General features: G+C 59.4%; 19 protein-coding genes. 9 read left to right on the forward strand and 10 right to left on the reverse strand.

Annotation, left to right across the window (positions count from 1 at the left end; genetic code table 11):
• The first annotated feature begins 216 nt into the window (after positions 1–216).
• Both PFZ56_RS13625 and PFZ56_RS13630 read left to right on the forward strand, forming a co-directional pair.
• Positions 217–630: an RNase A-like domain-containing protein gene (locus tag PFZ56_RS13625; protein WP_170001300.1), complete on the forward strand. Its 414-nt coding sequence runs from the start codon at positions 217–219 to the stop codon at positions 628–630.
• A gap of 11 nt (positions 631–641) precedes the next feature.
• A complete protein-coding gene (locus PFZ56_RS13630; protein WP_170001299.1) occupies positions 642–950 on the forward strand; it encodes a hypothetical protein in 309 nt (102 codons plus the stop codon).
• Positions 951–1,250: 300 nt separating this feature from the next.
• Here PFZ56_RS13630 and PFZ56_RS13635 read toward each other — a convergent pair whose 3' ends face one another.
• Positions 1,251–1,523 carry a hypothetical protein gene (locus PFZ56_RS13635; protein WP_170001298.1) on the reverse strand — a complete coding sequence of 91 codons (273 nt, stop codon included), beginning with the start codon at positions 1,521–1,523 and terminating at the stop codon, positions 1,251–1,253.
• Positions 1,524–1,811: 288 nt separating this feature from the next.
• Here PFZ56_RS13635 and PFZ56_RS13640 point away from each other — a divergent pair, with 288 nt between their 5' ends.
• Positions 1,812–2,393 (forward strand): hypothetical protein, encoded by a 582-nt coding sequence (locus PFZ56_RS13640; protein WP_170001297.1) that lies wholly within the window; start codon positions 1,812–1,814, stop codon positions 2,391–2,393.
• Positions 2,394–2,528: 135 nt separating this feature from the next.
• On the opposite strand, the gene PFZ56_RS13645 is transcribed toward PFZ56_RS13640, so the two are convergent.
• Both PFZ56_RS13645 and PFZ56_RS13650 read right to left on the reverse strand, forming a co-directional pair.
• Positions 2,529–3,476 carry a GyrI-like domain-containing protein gene (locus tag PFZ56_RS13645; RefSeq protein WP_170001296.1) on the reverse strand — a complete coding sequence of 316 codons (948 nt, stop codon included), beginning with the start codon at positions 3,474–3,476 and terminating at the stop codon, positions 2,529–2,531.
• Positions 3,477–3,622: 146 nt separating this feature from the next.
• Complete coding sequence (locus PFZ56_RS13650; protein ID WP_170001295.1) at positions 3,623–4,369, reverse strand: thioredoxin family protein; 747 nt, start codon at positions 4,367–4,369, stop codon at positions 3,623–3,625.
• 195 nt (positions 4,370–4,564) lie between these two features.
• Between PFZ56_RS13650 and PFZ56_RS13655 the strand changes: the two genes are divergently transcribed.
• A complete protein-coding gene (locus PFZ56_RS13655; protein ID WP_102861695.1) occupies positions 4,565–4,957 on the forward strand; it encodes a transcriptional regulator in 393 nt (130 codons plus the stop codon).
• A gap of 10 nt (positions 4,958–4,967) precedes the next feature.
• Here PFZ56_RS13655 and PFZ56_RS13660 read toward each other — a convergent pair whose 3' ends face one another.
• Together PFZ56_RS13660 and PFZ56_RS13665 are read right to left on the reverse strand one after the other, a co-directional pair.
• Entirely contained in the window at positions 4,968–5,837 is an 870-nt protein-coding gene (locus PFZ56_RS13660) for a DUF6279 family lipoprotein (protein WP_170001294.1), read from the reverse strand.
• Between the two features lie 256 nt (positions 5,838–6,093).
• Entirely contained in the window at positions 6,094–6,282 is a 189-nt protein-coding gene (locus PFZ56_RS13665; protein ID WP_016962619.1) for a hypothetical protein, read from the reverse strand.
• Between the two features lie 353 nt (positions 6,283–6,635).
• Here PFZ56_RS13665 and PFZ56_RS13670 point away from each other — a divergent pair, with 353 nt between their 5' ends.
• The 3 genes from PFZ56_RS13670 to PFZ56_RS13680 all read left to right on the forward strand — a co-directional run bounded on the left by PFZ56_RS13670 (position 6,636) and on the right by PFZ56_RS13680 (position 8,891).
• Positions 6,636–7,472, forward strand: a complete 837-nt coding sequence (locus PFZ56_RS13670) for a S1 RNA-binding domain-containing protein (RefSeq protein WP_060838083.1) — start codon at positions 6,636–6,638, stop codon at positions 7,470–7,472.
• Between the two features lie 176 nt (positions 7,473–7,648).
• Positions 7,649–8,572: a DMT family transporter gene (locus tag PFZ56_RS13675; RefSeq protein WP_102878814.1), complete on the forward strand. Its 924-nt coding sequence runs from the start codon at positions 7,649–7,651 to the stop codon at positions 8,570–8,572.
• 190 nt (positions 8,573–8,762) lie between these two features.
• The gene (locus PFZ56_RS13680; protein ID WP_011059908.1) at positions 8,763–8,891 is read left to right on the forward strand and encodes a PA1414 family protein; all 129 of its coding nucleotides are present in this window, start codon (positions 8,763–8,765) and stop codon (positions 8,889–8,891) included.
• 88 nt (positions 8,892–8,979) lie between these two features.
• Here the strand turns inward: PFZ56_RS13680 and PFZ56_RS13685 are convergent, their stop codons facing one another.
• The 4 genes from PFZ56_RS13685 to speB all read right to left on the reverse strand — a co-directional run bounded on the left by PFZ56_RS13685 (position 8,980) and on the right by speB (position 12,371).
• Complete coding sequence (locus PFZ56_RS13685; RefSeq protein ID WP_123393330.1) at positions 8,980–9,240, reverse strand: hypothetical protein; 261 nt, start codon at positions 9,238–9,240, stop codon at positions 8,980–8,982.
• Between the two features lie 26 nt (positions 9,241–9,266).
• Entirely contained in the window at positions 9,267–9,398 is a 132-nt protein-coding gene (locus PFZ56_RS13690; protein WP_258381420.1) for a hypothetical protein, read from the reverse strand.
• 298 nt (positions 9,399–9,696) lie between these two features.
• A complete protein-coding gene (locus PFZ56_RS13695; RefSeq protein WP_102878816.1) occupies positions 9,697–11,085 on the reverse strand; it encodes a sodium:solute symporter in 1,389 nt (462 codons plus the stop codon).
• Positions 11,086–11,420: 335 nt separating this feature from the next.
• The gene (gene speB, locus PFZ56_RS13700; RefSeq protein WP_011059912.1) at positions 11,421–12,371 is read right to left on the reverse strand and encodes an agmatinase; all 951 of its coding nucleotides are present in this window, start codon (positions 12,369–12,371) and stop codon (positions 11,421–11,423) included.
• A gap of 358 nt (positions 12,372–12,729) precedes the next feature.
• On the opposite strand from speB, the gene PFZ56_RS13705 reads away from it, so the two are divergent.
• Together PFZ56_RS13705 and PFZ56_RS13710 are read left to right on the forward strand one after the other, a co-directional pair.
• Complete coding sequence (locus PFZ56_RS13705; protein ID WP_102878817.1) at positions 12,730–13,623, forward strand: LysR family transcriptional regulator; 894 nt, start codon at positions 12,730–12,732, stop codon at positions 13,621–13,623.
• Between the two features lie 9 nt (positions 13,624–13,632).
• A complete protein-coding gene (locus PFZ56_RS13710) occupies positions 13,633–14,232 on the forward strand; it encodes a tRNA-uridine aminocarboxypropyltransferase (protein ID WP_102878818.1) in 600 nt (199 codons plus the stop codon).
• A gap of 103 nt (positions 14,233–14,335) precedes the next feature.
• Here the strand turns inward: PFZ56_RS13710 and PFZ56_RS13715 are convergent, their stop codons facing one another.
• Positions 14,336–15,691 (reverse strand): HlyD family type I secretion periplasmic adaptor subunit, encoded by a 1,356-nt coding sequence (locus tag PFZ56_RS13715; RefSeq protein WP_102878819.1) that lies wholly within the window; start codon positions 15,689–15,691, stop codon positions 14,336–14,338.
• Between the last annotated feature and the right edge of the window lie 4 nt (positions 15,692–15,695).

Raw genomic sequence — 15,695 nt, forward strand, 5'->3', positions numbered from 1 at the left:
ATTATTGTTATCGAAAATTAATATTTCCCGGCATTGCCAGGGAATATTTGTTGTCACTCTGATGTAATCACGAGCCTATTCTTACTGACTTCAATTCTGATCTTCTGATTGACACCCAACCCAGCATGTTGCACCAAGTGCCTGTAGTGGTTTAGTAACTCTCCGCACTCAGAGTTGTCTCAACCAAGAGGACTGGCATCTACTGAGGGTAGTCAAGTGGTTAAGCCAAATGGGAAATTGTCCAGCCCGACTCACCCGTTAGAAAAGCATGGGTCCGATGCTAGTGATGGATACCTTGAAGATAGGGTTCAAAATGAGTTGATTAATAGTAAGCGTACAGGCTCACGAATAGCGTTCAATGATCGTGCGCAAGTGGAGGATGCTATAGCCAAAACATTTTTAATTAAAGTGCAAGATTTGAATTCATGGTTGGCATCCTCACCTCTTGCGGGTATGACTAAGGCCTTCCTGGCTGATCCAGGGTTAGGGAATTCGGGGCGAGGATTTGAAGTTCTTACTACAGGTGGTCAGATTTCTAAAATAGTTAGACCTATGCCTAATGTTAACTTAGTTCTTAAGTCTGATGGGAAACGTAGTTATATGATTCATACGGCACATCCTGAATTCTAATGGAGAGACATGTGGCTAGTCTTGAGTGGAAAGAACATTTGCTTGATATTTTTGCTGCTACTGTGAATCAACAGACACTTGAAGAGGCTGCTGAGGATATGGCGTCTTTGAGTTTTTGTTATCCTGGCCTTCACGAAAATTATTTGAGAACTTTTGATTTTTCTATAAAGGCTTTGCAAGCTGGTGATAACTATCCAGTTGAGTGTGTAAATAGAAGTGGATATAAGGTTTGTGATGCTGAAAGTGCTCTGGAGCTGGTTGAGGATCTGAAGAAGATTTATATGAGAATCTATGTGGCGGGGGAAGTCGAAGGTAACTAGTGCGATAGAGGTGAATGGGCTGTAGTCGTCGCAATCAATATATCTGTTTCACATTGCTCCCGGTTAGCACGTGAACAGTCCAAAGTCTAAAAGCGGACAGATATGCTTGTGACGGTGAGGGCGAGGGCTATCTCTCTCAAGTCGGAAGTCGAAGTTGGTGTGATAGTCGTTCGGTTGAGGGCTGTTATCTGGTCCAGGATGCAGGCTTGGGCGTTATCGTCAAAGAGAGCAAGTAAGCCTTTGATCGGTATCCGATCAATTGCGATAAAAAAGGGCGACTTTCAAGCCGCCCTTTTTTGCTTACTGGAGCACCTGCTCCTGCATTCGCCTTGTCGTCACATCTATCAAATCACATCCATCGCGCAGCAAAATGCTGCACACCAGCAACAGTTCCTGCAGCACCACTGCACCTTTGGGCGCTTCATCAGAAACCGCGAAGTTTTCCAGTAGTTGAGTCACAGCGCGAATGCGGTAAGCCGCTGCATCGTGCAGGACGTCGATGGGGGCTTGGGTATCGATCAGCAGGGAGGGAATGTTGCAGTCGTGGCCGGTTATAGCTTGATAACGCGTCATTTATTGAGCCTCTTTAGTTTGACTGAGGACTCTGTAAATCAGGTCGCCAAACCCGGTCGTCCTTTCAACGACCCCTCGACTATATCCAGCGTCCCCCCTGTCCTTAAAGCCCCATTCCTACTGGATCGTCTGCTTCTGCCGTAAGGCAATTCCTAATTTGCCGAGCGTATCTTTTCGAGCCGGTCCGCCGCGATTTTCCTGGCTTACAATGCCGCCGCTTATCGCCATGCCACAGGTGGTTTTCAGGTGGCGGTGCGTTGTTGAAAACCTTCTCAAGGAAGATCCGTCATGCGTCTGTTGTCTTTGCTCTTCACCCTCGCTTTGCTCGCCGGTTGTGCTTCCACCCCGGACTATTACATCTCGCCCAAACCAGTACAGATTCCCGCTACCGCCACTTACTGGATCGATACCTTCAACCTGCAGTTGGTCGGCGAGAGCGAGCGCTTTCTGCCCGAGGACAAGCTGCGCCAACAACTGGGCATGGAGTTGATCCGCCAATTGGGCAATGCCAATCGCTACGCCGCCACCAAGGACAGCGCCGACTACCTGCTGGATGTGAATGCGGTGTACAAGCGCCGCCTCAGTGATTCCAAGGGTGGGCTGGTGTCGATGGTTGTCGATGACAATACGATCCTTGCCAGTGTCGATTTCGGCTACAAGGTTCAGGTCAAGCGCGACGGCGCCGAGGTGTTGCATTTCGCCCAGGAGCGCAATGGTTTGCAGCCTGCCGGGGCCGTGGGCCAGTTGCGCAATATGAAGACCATGTTGGGGGCGATCACCAACAGCGGTAATTCGGATGTGGAGAACTTCTACATTCGTGCTCTGCCGAAGTTCATCGTTCGTGATATCACGGCCATTCCTTCTCGTTGAGTGGGTGTGTCGGGATTGTAGAAGCGAGCTTGCTCGCGATGAACCCGATGGCGCCGCGCTCTGTCAGTAACAGCGCATTATCGTTGGCGTTCTTCGCGAGCGAGCTCCTACATGGGGATCAACGTGCTTTTGGGGTTACAGCTTCTTCACCGGAATGCAGATCTCACACTCCAGCTCTCCCGTCTTGAGGTCGTAGTACGCATCCGCCGGGTAGCGCTCGAAGGCCGGGCGCGGGTCGAACTGCAGGCCGCTCTTGGGTAGCCAGTCGCGGCACAGTTCGATCCAGGCGTCGGCGATAGCTGGGCCCAAGCCGCGGAAGTGGGCCACGGCGTACAGGCCGCCGGGCAGGGTGGTGACGACGGCGGGGGCGCTGGCCTTGAAGTCCTTGGGCACTTCGACGCAGGCGTCGTAGCGGCATTTGTCGGCGGGGGTGAGGTCCGGATCGTCGTGGCCGATGCCGTAGCGCACCTGGTTGAACAGCTGGTGTTCGAGCATCCAGGGCATGGCGGTTTCGCGCCAGAACAGGCCGATGCCGGGCCCGTAGGCGCCGATGTAGCGCAGGTAGGCCACGCGGGTGGCGGGCAGTTGCTGCAGGGTGACGTTCATGCTGGTTTCCTTCAGATGAATGAAGGCGTCAGGATCGTCGAAGGCCGGGATGTGGGTCTGATCAGGATTGCTCAATTCACGCAGGCGGCGTTCGCGGATGTCGTCGAGGCGGCGGTGCCAGCGTTTGGGTTCGGTGTCGCGCCATGTGCTGGGTGAGACCGAGAAGTGTTGCTTGAAGGCCCGGGAGAAGGCTTCGCCGGAGCCGAAGCCGACATCCATGGCGATTTCCAGGATTGAGGCTTCGGGGCGGCTGGCCATCAGATAAGCCCCACAGGCCAGGCGCCGACGCCGCAGGTAGGCCCCGAGGGGCTCTCCGACCCAGGCGCTGAACAGGCGGTGGAAGTGGTAGGGCGAGAAATGCGCCACCCGCGCCAGATCCGTCAGCTCCAGGGGCTGGTCCAGGTGTTGGTCGATATGCTCCAGCACCCGGCTCATGCGCAGGGTGTATTCGTGGAGGCTGTGGTAGGCGGCGCTCATGTTTGCAGATTAGTTGGCTGTGGGGCGGACGTTGCAGTCTGCCGCAGATTTGTGCCGTTTGTGAGAGCGAATCGCCTGTCGGTACGATTCGCCGGCAGCCGGCTCCTACAAACGCCCCCGTAGCCGGCTTGCCGGTGAACACGATCTTAAGCGTCACCACAGCACTGGTGGCTTCCCTTGCCTTCGGGTGTCTGTTCGTAGCGGTCATGGAGGCGGACCCAGTCCATGATCTGCTCTTCATTGCGCCCTTTGGGCGTCAGGTCGAGGAAGTTATAGGCTCCCACCAGCAGGTCCAGTCCGCGGGCATAGGTGGAGTAAGTGTGAAAAATCTCACCCTGGTCGTTGCGATAGAACAGGCTCAGGCCGGGCAACTCGGCTTCATCGCCACTGGCCTGTTCATAGTTGTAGGTCGCGGTGCCCGCGGCTAGCTGCTGGGCGCTGAGGCTGACACCGAAGTCCTGATTGAAGTCGTCACCGGCACTGGAATACCAGTCGAAGCGCCAGCCCATGCGTCGACGGAAGCTCTGGAATTGGGCATAGGGCGCGTGGGAGACAGCCACCAGCGTTACGTCGTGATGGGCCAGGTGCAGGTTGGCGCCGTCGAAGTGGTCCGCAAGAAAGGAGCAGCCCTTGCAGCCTTCTTCCCAGCCGGCGCCGAACATGAAGTGGTAAACCAGCAACTGGCTACGCTCGCCGAACAGTTGCGCCAGGCTCAGTGCTCCGTCGGGGCCTTGAAAGCGGTAGGGCTTGTCGATCTTGACCCAGGGCAGCGCCCGTCGCTCGGCACTGAGCTGGTCGCGCTGGCGGGTAAAGGCCTTTTCATGGATCAGGTGCTGCTTGCGTGCGAGCAGCCATTGTTCCCGGGAGACCACGGGGTGATCGGTAGTGCTCATGGCGTTTCTCCTCAAGGCAGGGGGCATGGGTCTTACACACGCTAGTCGTTTGGCGCAGGGCTGGATCGACAAGCTGCCCAGCGGTTTTCCGATCAGGGGTCAGGCTGGCGCGGCGTATTTCCTGAACGGCTGAAAACCCGGTCGGTCACAACCTATGAACGGCATTTCATTCTCATGTCTGGAGGTTGAACCGCAATGACCACATATAACTGGGATCTGATTGAACGACTGCTGCACGAAGTGCAGAACGGCGCCGGCCACAGTTTCACGCCTCGCCCCTACGCCGAGCAGCATGCGGCGGCCAAGGAGGCGGAGGGTGAGCCCACCGGCAATCTGGATGAGCTGAAAGTCACCGCCACCCAGTACGAAAAGTTGCTGCTGGACCGGGGTTTTATTGAAACCAGGCCCGAGGAAGAAGGCGGCAACGGCGAGAACTTTGTACTGACGCCTCGCGGCTCAAGCCTGTTGTGTCTGATCGACAGCAGTATTCCGGGCAACGATCACCCGCGTCAGGTGCTGGATGAACAGGCTGATGCCCTGGCTGCGGATACCTTTGACGAGGTGGCCTCCAAGGCGCAGATCGCCTAGTTTCGCGATGCTAGCCCTGGCTTGCGTTGTGCAGGCATTTCAGGGCGGCGAAGTCCTTGCGTACACCGTCGATTTTCTTCAGCAGGTGCTGGCGTTGGTCCACGCTGCTGGCGGCCATCAAGTCAACCAACAGGCTGCGTGCGGCCTGTTCGGTGTGGGCGTAGGCCTGGCGGTAGTCGTCTGTCCATAAACTCTCGCGGTTGATCAGCAACTGCTCGATGCGCTGTGGGAAATCGCTGTCTCGGCGTTGCGCCACCGCGGCGCTGAATTGCGTCTGCCAATGGACGCGATTGGCGATCCACTGCTGGTTCTGCTCTCCCAGGGAGGCAGACCATTGCTCGATTCGTTGTTGCTGGCTGGGGGTCAGGGGGCCGAGCCAGGCATTCAGGCGCTTGCTCATGCGCTGACTGCGCTGCTGGATCTGTTGCGCCAATGATGGCGTGAGGTACTGCTCGCGGTGTTCTTGCTGGTCCTTGGCGAAGGCGTTGTTCATCTCTTTGACTTGCCCGTCGTCCAGGCCCTGGAGCAGTTCTACAGCGGAAGGGGTGATCTGTCTTACAGTCTCGGCGATGGCCTGCTTGGCTTCCCGGGTTCGTGCTTGCAGGTCCTGATCACTGACCTGATTGCTCTGCACCATCAGTTGCAGGCGATCGAGCCAGTCCAGATAGCCGGGCAACTGGGTGCTGCAATGCCAGCTCAGGTGCTGCTGCAGACGCTGGTTGAACCAGCTTTTCTGCTCGCTGTTCATGTCCAGGTAGTCGTTGAGGGTCCAGGGGATGATTACATCCAGGTTGCGATAGGCCAGGCCGACTCGGCTGCAGGCGCCGAGCAGCAGGCTGAGGATCAGCAACGAGATAAGCAGGGGCCACTGGCGCGCCATGTTCGAGTCCTTGCGAGTTCGGGTTCCTGCATCTGAACCCGGAAGGCTGCCAGCCGTTCAGTCGCAGGGCGGAAGGCCGGCAGTGATGAACTGCGAGTTGGCTGAAACTATTGATCCAGAGAGCTGAAAGGATAGCGGCCAGGAACAGCGGATAAGGGCCGTTGGTCGACTTTTAGTGCTAGGGGGAGGAGAGAAGGGGTGCCAGTCCTAGCGCTTTGAGGGCAAAGCGCTAAGGGACCAGGATAATGCGGGGGAATTACTTTTTGCCGAGGCTGATCTGCTTGGATGGGCCGAAAGTCTGGCCGCTGACGCCTTTGGCAATTTGCTGGATTTCGCCGCCCGATTTCAGGAAGGCCGCGATTTGTTCGTTGATCGATTCGCTGGTTTCAACGGCGGGAGCTGGTTTTGCTTTGCTGTTGGAGGCTTTTACTCGCATGGCGGCCATTTAACCTTTTGGAAAATTAATTTGGCCAGGCATCTTATCAGAAATACTTGACAATTGCTTGGTAAATATCCTCTGAAACAAAGGGCAGTTTTTTGGGCTTTTTCCTTAAGTTGATCTTGCTGACATCTTCCTAAGTGGCTGTTTTAAATAAAGACCCGTTACTGAAAATGCGGCCTGGTGGCTGTTTGCCCTTACCCGGCAGGTCGCTGTTGGCCTGACGAATGGCCGCTTGAGCGCCAGTGATGCTAGAAAAACCAAGGCTCTTCACGGAATTTTCCGGTCCGGGACTCAGGAGCGCCAACCTGGGCGTGGAAAACAGGTAGAATGCCGCCCACGCAATGAGGGTATTGGAAATGGCTTTAGTCGGGCGCTACAACAGTTTGCAAGTGGTTAAACACACTAACTTTGGTTTGTATCTGGACGGAGGGGCGGACGGCGAAATATTGCTGCCCAATCGTTATATTCCCAAGGACATTCCCAGTGAAGATGAAGACTGGTTGAATGTTTTTGTTTATCTGGACAGTGCCGACAAGTTAATCGCAACTACCGAAAAGCCGAAAGTTCAAGTTGGCGAGTTTGCCAGTCTTAAAGTCGTCGAAGTTAACAGTATCGGGGTATTCCTGGATTGGGGATTGCCCAAGGACCTGCTGCTGCCCTACTCGGAAGAGAAGCGCCAGATGAATGCCGGCGAGTACTGCGTGGTGCATGTCTATCTGGACAAGCACACCCGTCGTATCACGGCCACGGCTCGCCTGGACCGCTACCTGGACAAGACTCCGGCTAACTACAAGGTTGGTCAGGAAGTCGACCTGTTGGTGGCTGAATCCACCGACATGGGTTTCAAGGCGATCATCAACAACAAGCACTGGGGCCTGATTCACAAGAACGAAGTGTTCAAGTTCCTGCGCTCCGGCATGCAAGAGAAGGGGTTCATCAAGGAAGTGCGGGCCGATGGCAAGATCAGCCTGAGCCTGCAACCGGTGGGTGAAGAAGCGGCCACCAGCCTGAACTCGAAGATCCTCGCCAAGTTGCGCGAAAACAATGGCTCTCTGGCGGTCAGCGACAAGAGCGATCCGGCCTTGATCAGCAGTTTGTTCGGGGTCAGCAAAGGCAACTTTAAGAAGGCCATCGGCGCGCTCTATAAACAGGGCCAGATTGTCATTCACGCAGATCGTATCGAGCTAAGCTGATTCTTGTTTCGCTCTGGGGTGGATGTGCTTAAAGCCCCACCTCTTCTTTGTCTCGTGTTGCTTGTCTTTCCTGGTGCGGCCGGCCTTGCAGCACGACGGCTGGGCGCGCGCCTGGGGGCGTTGTCTTTTCCACAGCGGGTAGCTGTCATGTCGATGAATCAATCTGAGGGACTGCGGTGAGCATCGAGCGGCGCAACGCCGATGGTTTTGCCCTGCAGGTGATGCTGGGGTTGTGCCTGATCTGGGGCGTGCAGCAGGTGATGATCAAATGGGCGGCGGCGGATATTGCCCCGGTGATGCAGGCGGCTGCTCGTTCCGGGATTTCGGCGCTGCTGGTGGCCCTGCTGATGTGCTGGAAAGGGGGCTGGTCCCAGGTCTCCAGTACCTGGCGCGGCGGTTTACTGGCCGGCGCCCTGTTCGGCCTGGAGTTCCTGTTCATTGCCGAGGGGCTGAAGCTGACGAGCGCCGCGCATATGTCGGTGTTCCTCTACACCGCCCCGATCTTCACTGCCCTTGGGGTCAATTGGTTGCTGCCCAGTGAGCGGCTGCGGCCGTTGCAATGGTTGGGGATCATCCTTGCTTTCATTGGCATCAGCATCGCCTTTGCCGGTGGAATCTCCCTGGACAATCTGGATCGGCGCATGCTCCTGGGCGATGTATTGGGATTACTGGCGGGGCTGGCCTGGGGCGCGACCACGGTGGTGGTACGCGCCTCGCGATTGTCGGAAGCGCCAGCCACACTGACCCTGTTCTATCAGTTGATCGTCGGGTTCGTCGGCCTGCTGCTGATTGCGGTGCTCAGCGGCCAGGTGACCCAGGTCAGCCTGACCCCGGTGGCCGTGGCCAGTGTGTTGTTCCAGGGGCTGGTGGTGTCGTTCTTCAGCTACCTGACCTGGTTCTGGCTGCTGCGTCGCTATCTGGCGGCGAACCTGGCGGTGTTTTCGTTCATGACACCGATGTTTGGCGTGACCTTCGGCGTGCTGTTGCTGGGTGAACCCTTGAGCCTCAACTTTGTGCTGGGGGCGCTGCTGGTGTTGTTGGGCATCACCTTTGTCAGCGCCGAGCAATGGCTGCGTCGGCGGATCAAGCGCTTTCTATAAGCCGCTGCCCATGCGCCTGTCGGGCAGGCGCCACAGGCGCTGCGGGCCAATGGCTGAATAGCCTTGGCCGATTCGCTTCAATCCAGTAACAGTTCATTGCTATTGCGAGGCAGCGCGCGGGAAAAGTTAGGACTATTATCTGCTTGAGGCGGCGCAGTATCGCCGCTCGGCACGACCCTGAGGGGGCACTATGAAAGACAAACTGCAAAGCTGGCTGCACGACCTTGGTGTCGCACTGGGCCTGATCGAGCCACCGCTGCAACCGGTGCCGATTCCTACCGACGAAGAACTGCGGCGCCGTCAGCAACGTCGTCGTTGAGCTCAGGGCGAGAGCGGAGTGCAGACTCCGGCTCTCGCCAGGGTTTTCTGGCCGGCAGTCGCTCGGCCATCCACCCGAGGCAATCGGGTCAATCCTGATTTTGCCGGGACTTTTCCAGCAACCATTGCACCAGGTCGTCGACCTTTTCCAGGCGCCAGAGCGCTCGCTGCTCTTCCCGGGGGGAGATGCAGAGATCGAACCTGTCCTCCAGGCGCCAGAGCAGCGCTTCGATATCCTCCCGGTCGAGTCCGAGTGCTTGCAGAGCGCTTTGGTCATCGAAGTCGGTGAGTTCATCCAGCCCCCGACGGATGAGCAGGTGTACGGCCACGCGTGCTTCGGCCCGTTTCATCGCGTTACTCCCGAGGAGCGAGCAGGTCAGGCGGGACGGGCAGCGTCGGCGCGTGTCTTTTCCAGGATGACCTGGCTGAGTTCGCTGATGGAGTTGATCCGGTACAGATCAAGGTCCGGATCAAGGCGGATGCTTGGCTGGATGTCGAAACGGTCCATAAACACCTCGGGGCAGGGGAGAGGTTCTGATTGTTTTTTGACCCCGTCCAAGGGTGAAGCGATAGCGTGCCCTGAGGCTGCCAGCGATCCTTGTACTGTTCAGTAACAGTCGTCGCTGAATCAGATTACAGCAGAGGTTTTTTCCGGCGGTGGTGACCGCTCGTCCTGTGGGCGGCTTCCTGGGTCGGGCTGAAGCGAGCGTCATCCGGCGTTGTGGCACTTTTTCGTGGACGAAAAAAACGGGTGCGGCCACCGACGCCGCACCCGTCGAAGAAAGCTTCAGGCGTCTGACTTCAGGTCAGATCGCGTTGGCCAGAGGCACCGAGCGCCGGGAGACCAGGCTCACCACCACGAAACTCACCAGGCCCACGGCCAGGCTGTAGTAAATCGGTGTGTTGGCGTCCAGGCCGTCCTTGAACATGAAGAACAGCGCGGTCATGAAGCCCAGAGACATACTGGTGATGGCCCCGGCCGTGGTGGCGCGTTTCCAGTAGATGGCGCCGATCAGCGGAATCAGCATGCCGCCCACCAAAAGGTTGTAGGCCAGGGTCAGGGCACTGATCACGTCGCTCACTACCAGGGCGATACCCAGCACCACAACCCCCAGCAGCAACGTCGCGATGCGGTTTTCATGCACGTCGCCATTGCCGCTTTCACGGCCACCGCGCAGCCGCGGCAACAGGTCCTGGGTCACGGTGGTGGAGGCCGCCAGCAGGCCGGCGCTGGCGGTGGACATCAGGGCTGCCAGAGCCGCGGCAATCACCAGGCCGCGAACGCCGTTGGGCAGGCTGGTCTGGACGATGCTGGCGAAGGCATTGTTGACGTTATCCAGATCCGGCAGGACCACCTTGGCGGCCATGCCGATCAGCGCGCCGGCCAGGCCGTAGAGCACGCAATAGATGCCGGCGGCGGTCCCGGCAACCTTGGCTACCCCTTCACTGCGGGCGGTGAACACTCGTTGCCAGATGTCCTGGCCGATGAAGATGCCGAAGAAGTAGATCAGGAAGTAGGTGAGGATGGTGTCCCAGCCGATGGCGGTGAAGTCGAAATAGCTGGCGGGCAGTTTGGCCACCAGGGTATCCCAGCCGCCGGCATCGACGATGGACAGCGGCATCAGCAGGAACACCAGGCCGATGGTCATGATCAGGAACTGCACGATGTCGGTCAGGGTCAGCGACCACATGCCGCCGATGGTCGAGTAGAGCACCACCACACCGCCGCCCACCAGGATCGATACCCAGAACGGCAAGCCGAACAGCACTTGCATCACTGTCCCAATGGCAATGGTGGAGGTGGCGCCGATCATCAGTGCGTAGACCAGCATGATCAGTCCGCTGGCGTGGCGTGCCGCGGGGTTGTAGCGGCGCTCCAGCACTTGGGTGACGGTGTAGATCTTCAGTTTCAGCAAGGGTTTGGCCAGAAACAGGCTGAGTCCGACGATGCCCAGGCCGATGGCGCCGCAAAGCCAGAAGCCGGAAATGCCGTGGACGTAGCCCAGGCGTACGGTGCCGATGGTCGAGGCGCCGCCCAGTACGGTGGCCGCCATGGTACCCAGGTAGAAGCCCGGCCCGAGGTTGCGGCCGGCTACCAGATAGTCATCACGGGTCTTGGCCCGGCGCATGCCGTACCAGCCCAGGGTGATCATGCCGGCGGCATAAATCAGTACTACGAGAATATCCAAGCCCATGTTCGGGTCCTCACAAGCAAGTTGTTATTGTTGTTGCCACCCGCCGATGCGGACGGTCACCCCGTTGACCAGTGGAGGCCGGTCTTCCGGAAGAGCTGCGGTTGCTGGGGCAGTTCAGGCCAAGGGGGGCCTGTTTCGAGAGAGGTCGTACAGGGTGCTGCGTCGAGGGGCGGGAATCTGGGCGTCCCCGTTGTTCATGTTGTTAAGGCTGTTTTCTTTATTGTTATTCATGATCTGCTCCGACCACGTTGGCTAAGGTGTTGCGCTCCTTTGCATGACGGTTCCATGGCCGCGCTCGTGCTTGAGCGCGGCACCAGCCCTCCCAGGGCCGAGACTCAGCGGTGGGCCACGCCGGGCAGTACGCAGAGCATTTCGTACAGCAGGTTGGCACCCAGCAGCGAGGTGTTGCCGGTGGTGTCGTAAGGCGGCGAAACCTCCACCAGGTCGCAGCCCACCAGGTCCAGGCCCTGGCAGCCACGGACGATCTCGATGGCCTGGATGGTGGTCAAACCGCCGATTTCCGGGGTGCCGGTGCCTGGAGCCCAGGCCGGGTCGATGCCGTCGATGTCGAAGCTCAGGTACACCGGACCGTTGCCGACCTTTTCACGGACTTCGGCCATCAGCGGTTCCAGGGATTTGTGCCAGCACTCTTCGGCCTGGACCACACGGAAGCCCTGCTTGCGGCTCCAGTTGAAGTCTTCGGCGGTATAGCCCTGTGCGCGCAGGCCGATCTGCACCACGCGGTCGCAGTCCAGCAGGCCTTCTTCCACTGCGCGGCGGAAGGTGGTGCCGTGGGCGATCTTCTCGCCGAACATGTGGTCGTTGACGTCCGCGTGGGCATCGATGTGCACCAGCCCGACCTTGCCGTGTTTCTTGTGGATGGCCCGCAGGATCGGCAGGGTGATGGTGTGGTCGCCGCCCAGGGTCAGGGGAATCACGTTGTGTTCGAGGATGCCGTCATAGGCTTCTTCGATGATGCGCACCGCGTCCAGCAGGTTGAAGGTGTTGATCGCCACGTCGCCGATGTCGGCCACCGACAGCGAGTCGAACGGAGCGGCACCGGTGGCCATGTTGTAAGGGCGGATCATCACCGACTCGGCGCGGATTTCCCGCGGGCCGAAACGGGTGCCGGCGCGCAGCGAGGTGCCGATGTCCAGAGGCACGCCGACGAACGCAGCGTCCAGGCCGGCAGCGGATTGCAGATGGGGAAGACGCATCATGGTGGCGATGCCGCCGAAGCGCGGCATTTCGTTGCCGCCCAGTGGTTGGTGGAGAATCTTGTCCACGGGATAGGCCTCATCGTTGTTTTATATTTATGGGGCTGAGGGCACAGCAGGTATCGCCCGTTCAACCGATTGGGCCGATTCTGCGAAATGTAGTGAGGGGAAAGAATCGCTACGAACAAATACTTAGTTCAGATTTTTCTAAACTAATGGCCGGGGTCGCGCTAGACTCCCGCACGGCTTCCAGGGCCCTGCGTGGTGAGTGAGCGAGCATCCGCTCGGTGGCGTAGCCACCGTTATCCGGGTTGCAGGGTCTGGTTGAAAGTGCACATGGAGGTCATCGGGGCTGCTTGGTCGCCCGGCGTCAGTACGCTCTCTTGGCACAGGGAAGTGGTTGTTTTGCCTGTTATCGGAGCCTGTCATGGCCAACGCTTTACCTGATCTGAAACTATTGCGCATCTTCGTCAGCGTGGTGCGACATCAGGGGTTCGCCAATGCCCAGCACGAACTCAATCTCTCGACGTCGGCCATCAGCACCTACATGAGCCAGCTCGAAGGCGCCCTCGGGCTGGTGCTCTGCCACCGTGGCCGTGGCGGGTTCAGCCTGACCAGCAAGGGGGAGCTGTTCCACCAGGAGACCTTGCGTCTGCTGGGGGAGCTGGAGGGCTTCGAACAGTACGCCGCGGCCCTTAAGGGCGAGTTGCGCGGCACCCTGAACCTGGGGGTGATCGACTCCACCGTCAGCGACAAGGCCCTGCCGTTCGCCGAGGCCATCGGCGCCTATAGCCAGGAGCATCCGGCGGTGCATTTGCACCTGTCGGTGATGAGCCCCCACGAACTGCAACTGGGTGTCCAGGACAACCGCCTGGACCTGGCCATCGGCGCCTTTTCCACGCGTATGAGCGGCCTGGTGTACATGCCGCTGTACCGCGAGCAGCACTGGTTGTATTGCAGCAACCGGCATCCGCTGTACAGCGAGCGGCGCATTCCGGAGCAGGTCATCACCCAGCAGCGCATGGTCGGCCGTGGCTACTGGAGCCAGGCGGAACTGGCTCGGCACGGTTTCAAGCACAGCGCGGCGACCGTGGAGAGCATGGAGGCGCAGTTGATCCTGGTGCTGTCCGGCGCCTACATCGGCTACCTGCCGGAACACTATGCCCAGGCCTGGGCCGACAAGGGCGACCTGCGGGTGCTGCTGCCGGCAACCTTCGGCTACCAGGCGCCGTTCTCCATGATCATGCGTCGTGGCCGGGGCCGTGAACCCCTGATCCAGACCTTTCGCGATCTGCTCAAGGCCCAGCTCAACCAGTCATAAGGAATTCCCATGTCCAGAGCACGCTGCGAGCGTTGCTTGCGTCCCACAGGCCATTGTCTGTGCCCGCTGATCCCGGATTTGCCCAGCCGCACCCGGGTGTTGCTGCTGCAGCATCCCAGTGAGGTCAACCACGCCTTGAACACGGCGCGGCTGGCGGCCCTGGGGCTGAACAATGCGCAGTTGCGGGTGGGTGAGGTGTTCGAGGATCTGCCGACGCTGCTCGCTCAACCCGGATACCGTGCCTGCCTGTTGTTCCCGGCGGACGATGCCCAGCCGCTGCAGGCCTATGCCGAGACGGATGAACCGCTGCTGCTGGTGGTGCCCGACGGCACCTGGCGCAAGGCCCGCAAGCTGTTGCACCTCAATCCGCTGCTGGCGGCCTTGCCGCGAGTGACCCTGGCCGCCGCGACGCCCTCGCGCTATCGCCTGCGCAAAGCCCCGGGACCGGGTGCGCTGTCGACCCTGGAAGCCATTGTCCAGGCGTTGCAGGTCCTGGAGGCGCCGGCCTCCTTCGAGTCCTTGCTGCGCCCCTTCGAGGCCCTGATCGAAGGGCAGATCGCGGCGATGGGCGAAGACACCTACCAACGCAACCACGGCGCCAAACCCTGACGTCTTGCCTGTCGGTGCGGGCTTGCCCGCGAAAGCACTCTCAAGTCTGCGGCAAAGTCAGAGGGCCTCTTCGCCGGCCAGCCGGCTCCTACGTAGCCGGCAGTCAGCGTTCGCGCATGGCTTCGGTGCGGGCCTTGAGCACGGGCTTGAGCAGGTAGTCCAGCACGCTTTTCTCGCCGGTGATGATGTCCACCGTGGCCACCATGCCGGGGATGATCAGCAGTGGATTGGCGTCGCCCCCCAGGTGGTTCTTGTCGGTGCGTACCTGGATTAGATAGAAGCTGTTGCCCTTGTCGTCGGTGATGGTGTCGGCGCCGATCAACTCCAGCTTGGCGCTCAGGCCGCCGTAGATGGTGTAGTCATAGGCGCTGAACTTGACCATGGCTTTCTGTCCGGGGTGCAGGAAAGCCACGTCCTGAGGCCGGACCTTGGCCTCAATCAGCAGGTTGTCTTCCATGGGCACGATTTCCACCAGGTCGCTGCCGGGCTGGACTACGCCGCCGATGGTGTTGACCTTGAGCAGCTTGATTACGCCGTGCACGGGTGATACCACCGTGGTGCGGTTGACCCGGTCATCGATGGCGATCCCCGACGCGGTGATCTTCGACAGGTCGGTGCGTTTCTCGTTGAGTTCCTTGGCGGCATCGGAGCGGAAGGTCTGCACCGATTCATCGATCTTGCTCTTGATCTCGTTGATGGCCGATTCGGCCCGTGGAATGGCCAGGGTAGTGGCGTCCAGGGAGCCGCGAATCTCTACCGCGCTGCGCTTGAGCCGCAGGATTTCCACCGGTGACACGGCGCCAGTGCCCACCAGGGGGGCCGACATGTTCATCTCTTGATTGAGCAGGGCCAGGCTGGAGCTGTATTGCCCCTGCTTGGAGCGAAATTCCGCCAGTTCCTGGGTCTTCTGCCGCAACTGTTCGCTGAGGGTGCGCTGCTCGCTGGCCAGGCGTCGCTGGCGTTGGTCGTACAGCGAGCGTTCGTCTTCTGCCACTTGCGGCGCCTTGCTCAGCACTTCGGCGGATGGGGTGAAGGGCTTGCCTTCGGCTTCGGCGGACAGACGCTCGACCTGGGCCATCAAGGCGAAGCGATCCGCCTCGCTCTCGCCCTTGTTCGAGCGAAAGCGCGTGTCATCCAGGCGCAGCAGGGTCTGGCCCTTGTCCACCATCTGCCCCTCGCGGACGAAAATCTCGGTGACAATGCCACCTTCCAGGTTCTGGATCACCTGGATCTTGCTTGAAGGAATGGCCTTGCCTTCGCCCGTGGTGACTTCCTGGAGCACCGCGAACCTGGCCCATACCAGCGCGCAGAGGATCAGCGCGGCGGCGATCCAGACCGTCAACCGTGATCTGCGGGGCGAGTCTTGCAACGAGGCCTCTGCGGTTTCCGGCATGAATTCGCTTTCCGCGCTTCGGCGAAAACTGCCCAGGTAACTGCGGGGTGACGATGGTGTCGACATGCTC

It is taken from the genome of Pseudomonas danubii (genome assembly GCF_042980055.1).
Classification (GTDB): Bacteria; Pseudomonadota; Gammaproteobacteria; order Pseudomonadales; family Pseudomonadaceae; genus Aquipseudomonas; species Aquipseudomonas danubii.

Coding starts and splice junctions, on each gene's coding strand:
- PFZ56_RS13635 (WP_170001298.1), bottom strand. CDS start 1,523: ATGACGCGTTATCAAGCTATAACCGGCCACGACTGCAACATTCCCTCC.
- PFZ56_RS13640 (WP_170001297.1), top strand. CDS start 1,812: ATGCGTCTGTTGTCTTTGCTCTTCACCCTCGCTTTGCTCGCCGGTTGT.
- PFZ56_RS13645 (WP_170001296.1), bottom strand. CDS start 3,476: ATGAGCGCCGCCTACCACAGCCTCCACGAATACACCCTGCGCATGAGC.
- PFZ56_RS13650 (WP_170001295.1), bottom strand. CDS start 4,369: ATGAGCACTACCGATCACCCCGTGGTCTCCCGGGAACAATGGCTGCTC.
- PFZ56_RS13655 (WP_102861695.1), top strand. CDS start 4,565: ATGACCACATATAACTGGGATCTGATTGAACGACTGCTGCACGAAGTG.
- PFZ56_RS13660 (WP_170001294.1), bottom strand. CDS start 5,837: ATGGCGCGCCAGTGGCCCCTGCTTATCTCGTTGCTGATCCTCAGCCTG.
- PFZ56_RS13665 (WP_016962619.1), bottom strand. CDS start 6,282: ATGGCCGCCATGCGAGTAAAAGCCTCCAACAGCAAAGCAAAACCAGCT.
- PFZ56_RS13670 (WP_060838083.1), top strand. CDS start 6,636: ATGGCTTTAGTCGGGCGCTACAACAGTTTGCAAGTGGTTAAACACACT.
- PFZ56_RS13680 (WP_011059908.1), top strand. CDS start 8,763: ATGAAAGACAAACTGCAAAGCTGGCTGCACGACCTTGGTGTCGCACTG.
- PFZ56_RS13685 (WP_123393330.1), bottom strand. CDS start 9,240: ATGAAACGGGCCGAAGCACGCGTGGCCGTACACCTGCTCATCCGTCGG.
- PFZ56_RS13690 (WP_258381420.1), bottom strand. CDS start 9,398: ATGGACCGTTTCGACATCCAGCCAAGCATCCGCCTTGATCCGGACCTT.
- PFZ56_RS13695 (WP_102878816.1), bottom strand. CDS start 11,085: ATGGGCTTGGATATTCTCGTAGTACTGATTTATGCCGCCGGCATGATC.
- PFZ56_RS13705 (WP_102878817.1), top strand. CDS start 12,730: ATGGCCAACGCTTTACCTGATCTGAAACTATTGCGCATCTTCGTCAGC.
- PFZ56_RS13710 (WP_102878818.1), top strand. CDS start 13,633: ATGTCCAGAGCACGCTGCGAGCGTTGCTTGCGTCCCACAGGCCATTGT.
- PFZ56_RS13715 (WP_102878819.1), bottom strand. CDS start 15,691: ATGTCGACACCATCGTCACCCCGCAGTTACCTGGGCAGTTTTCGCCGA.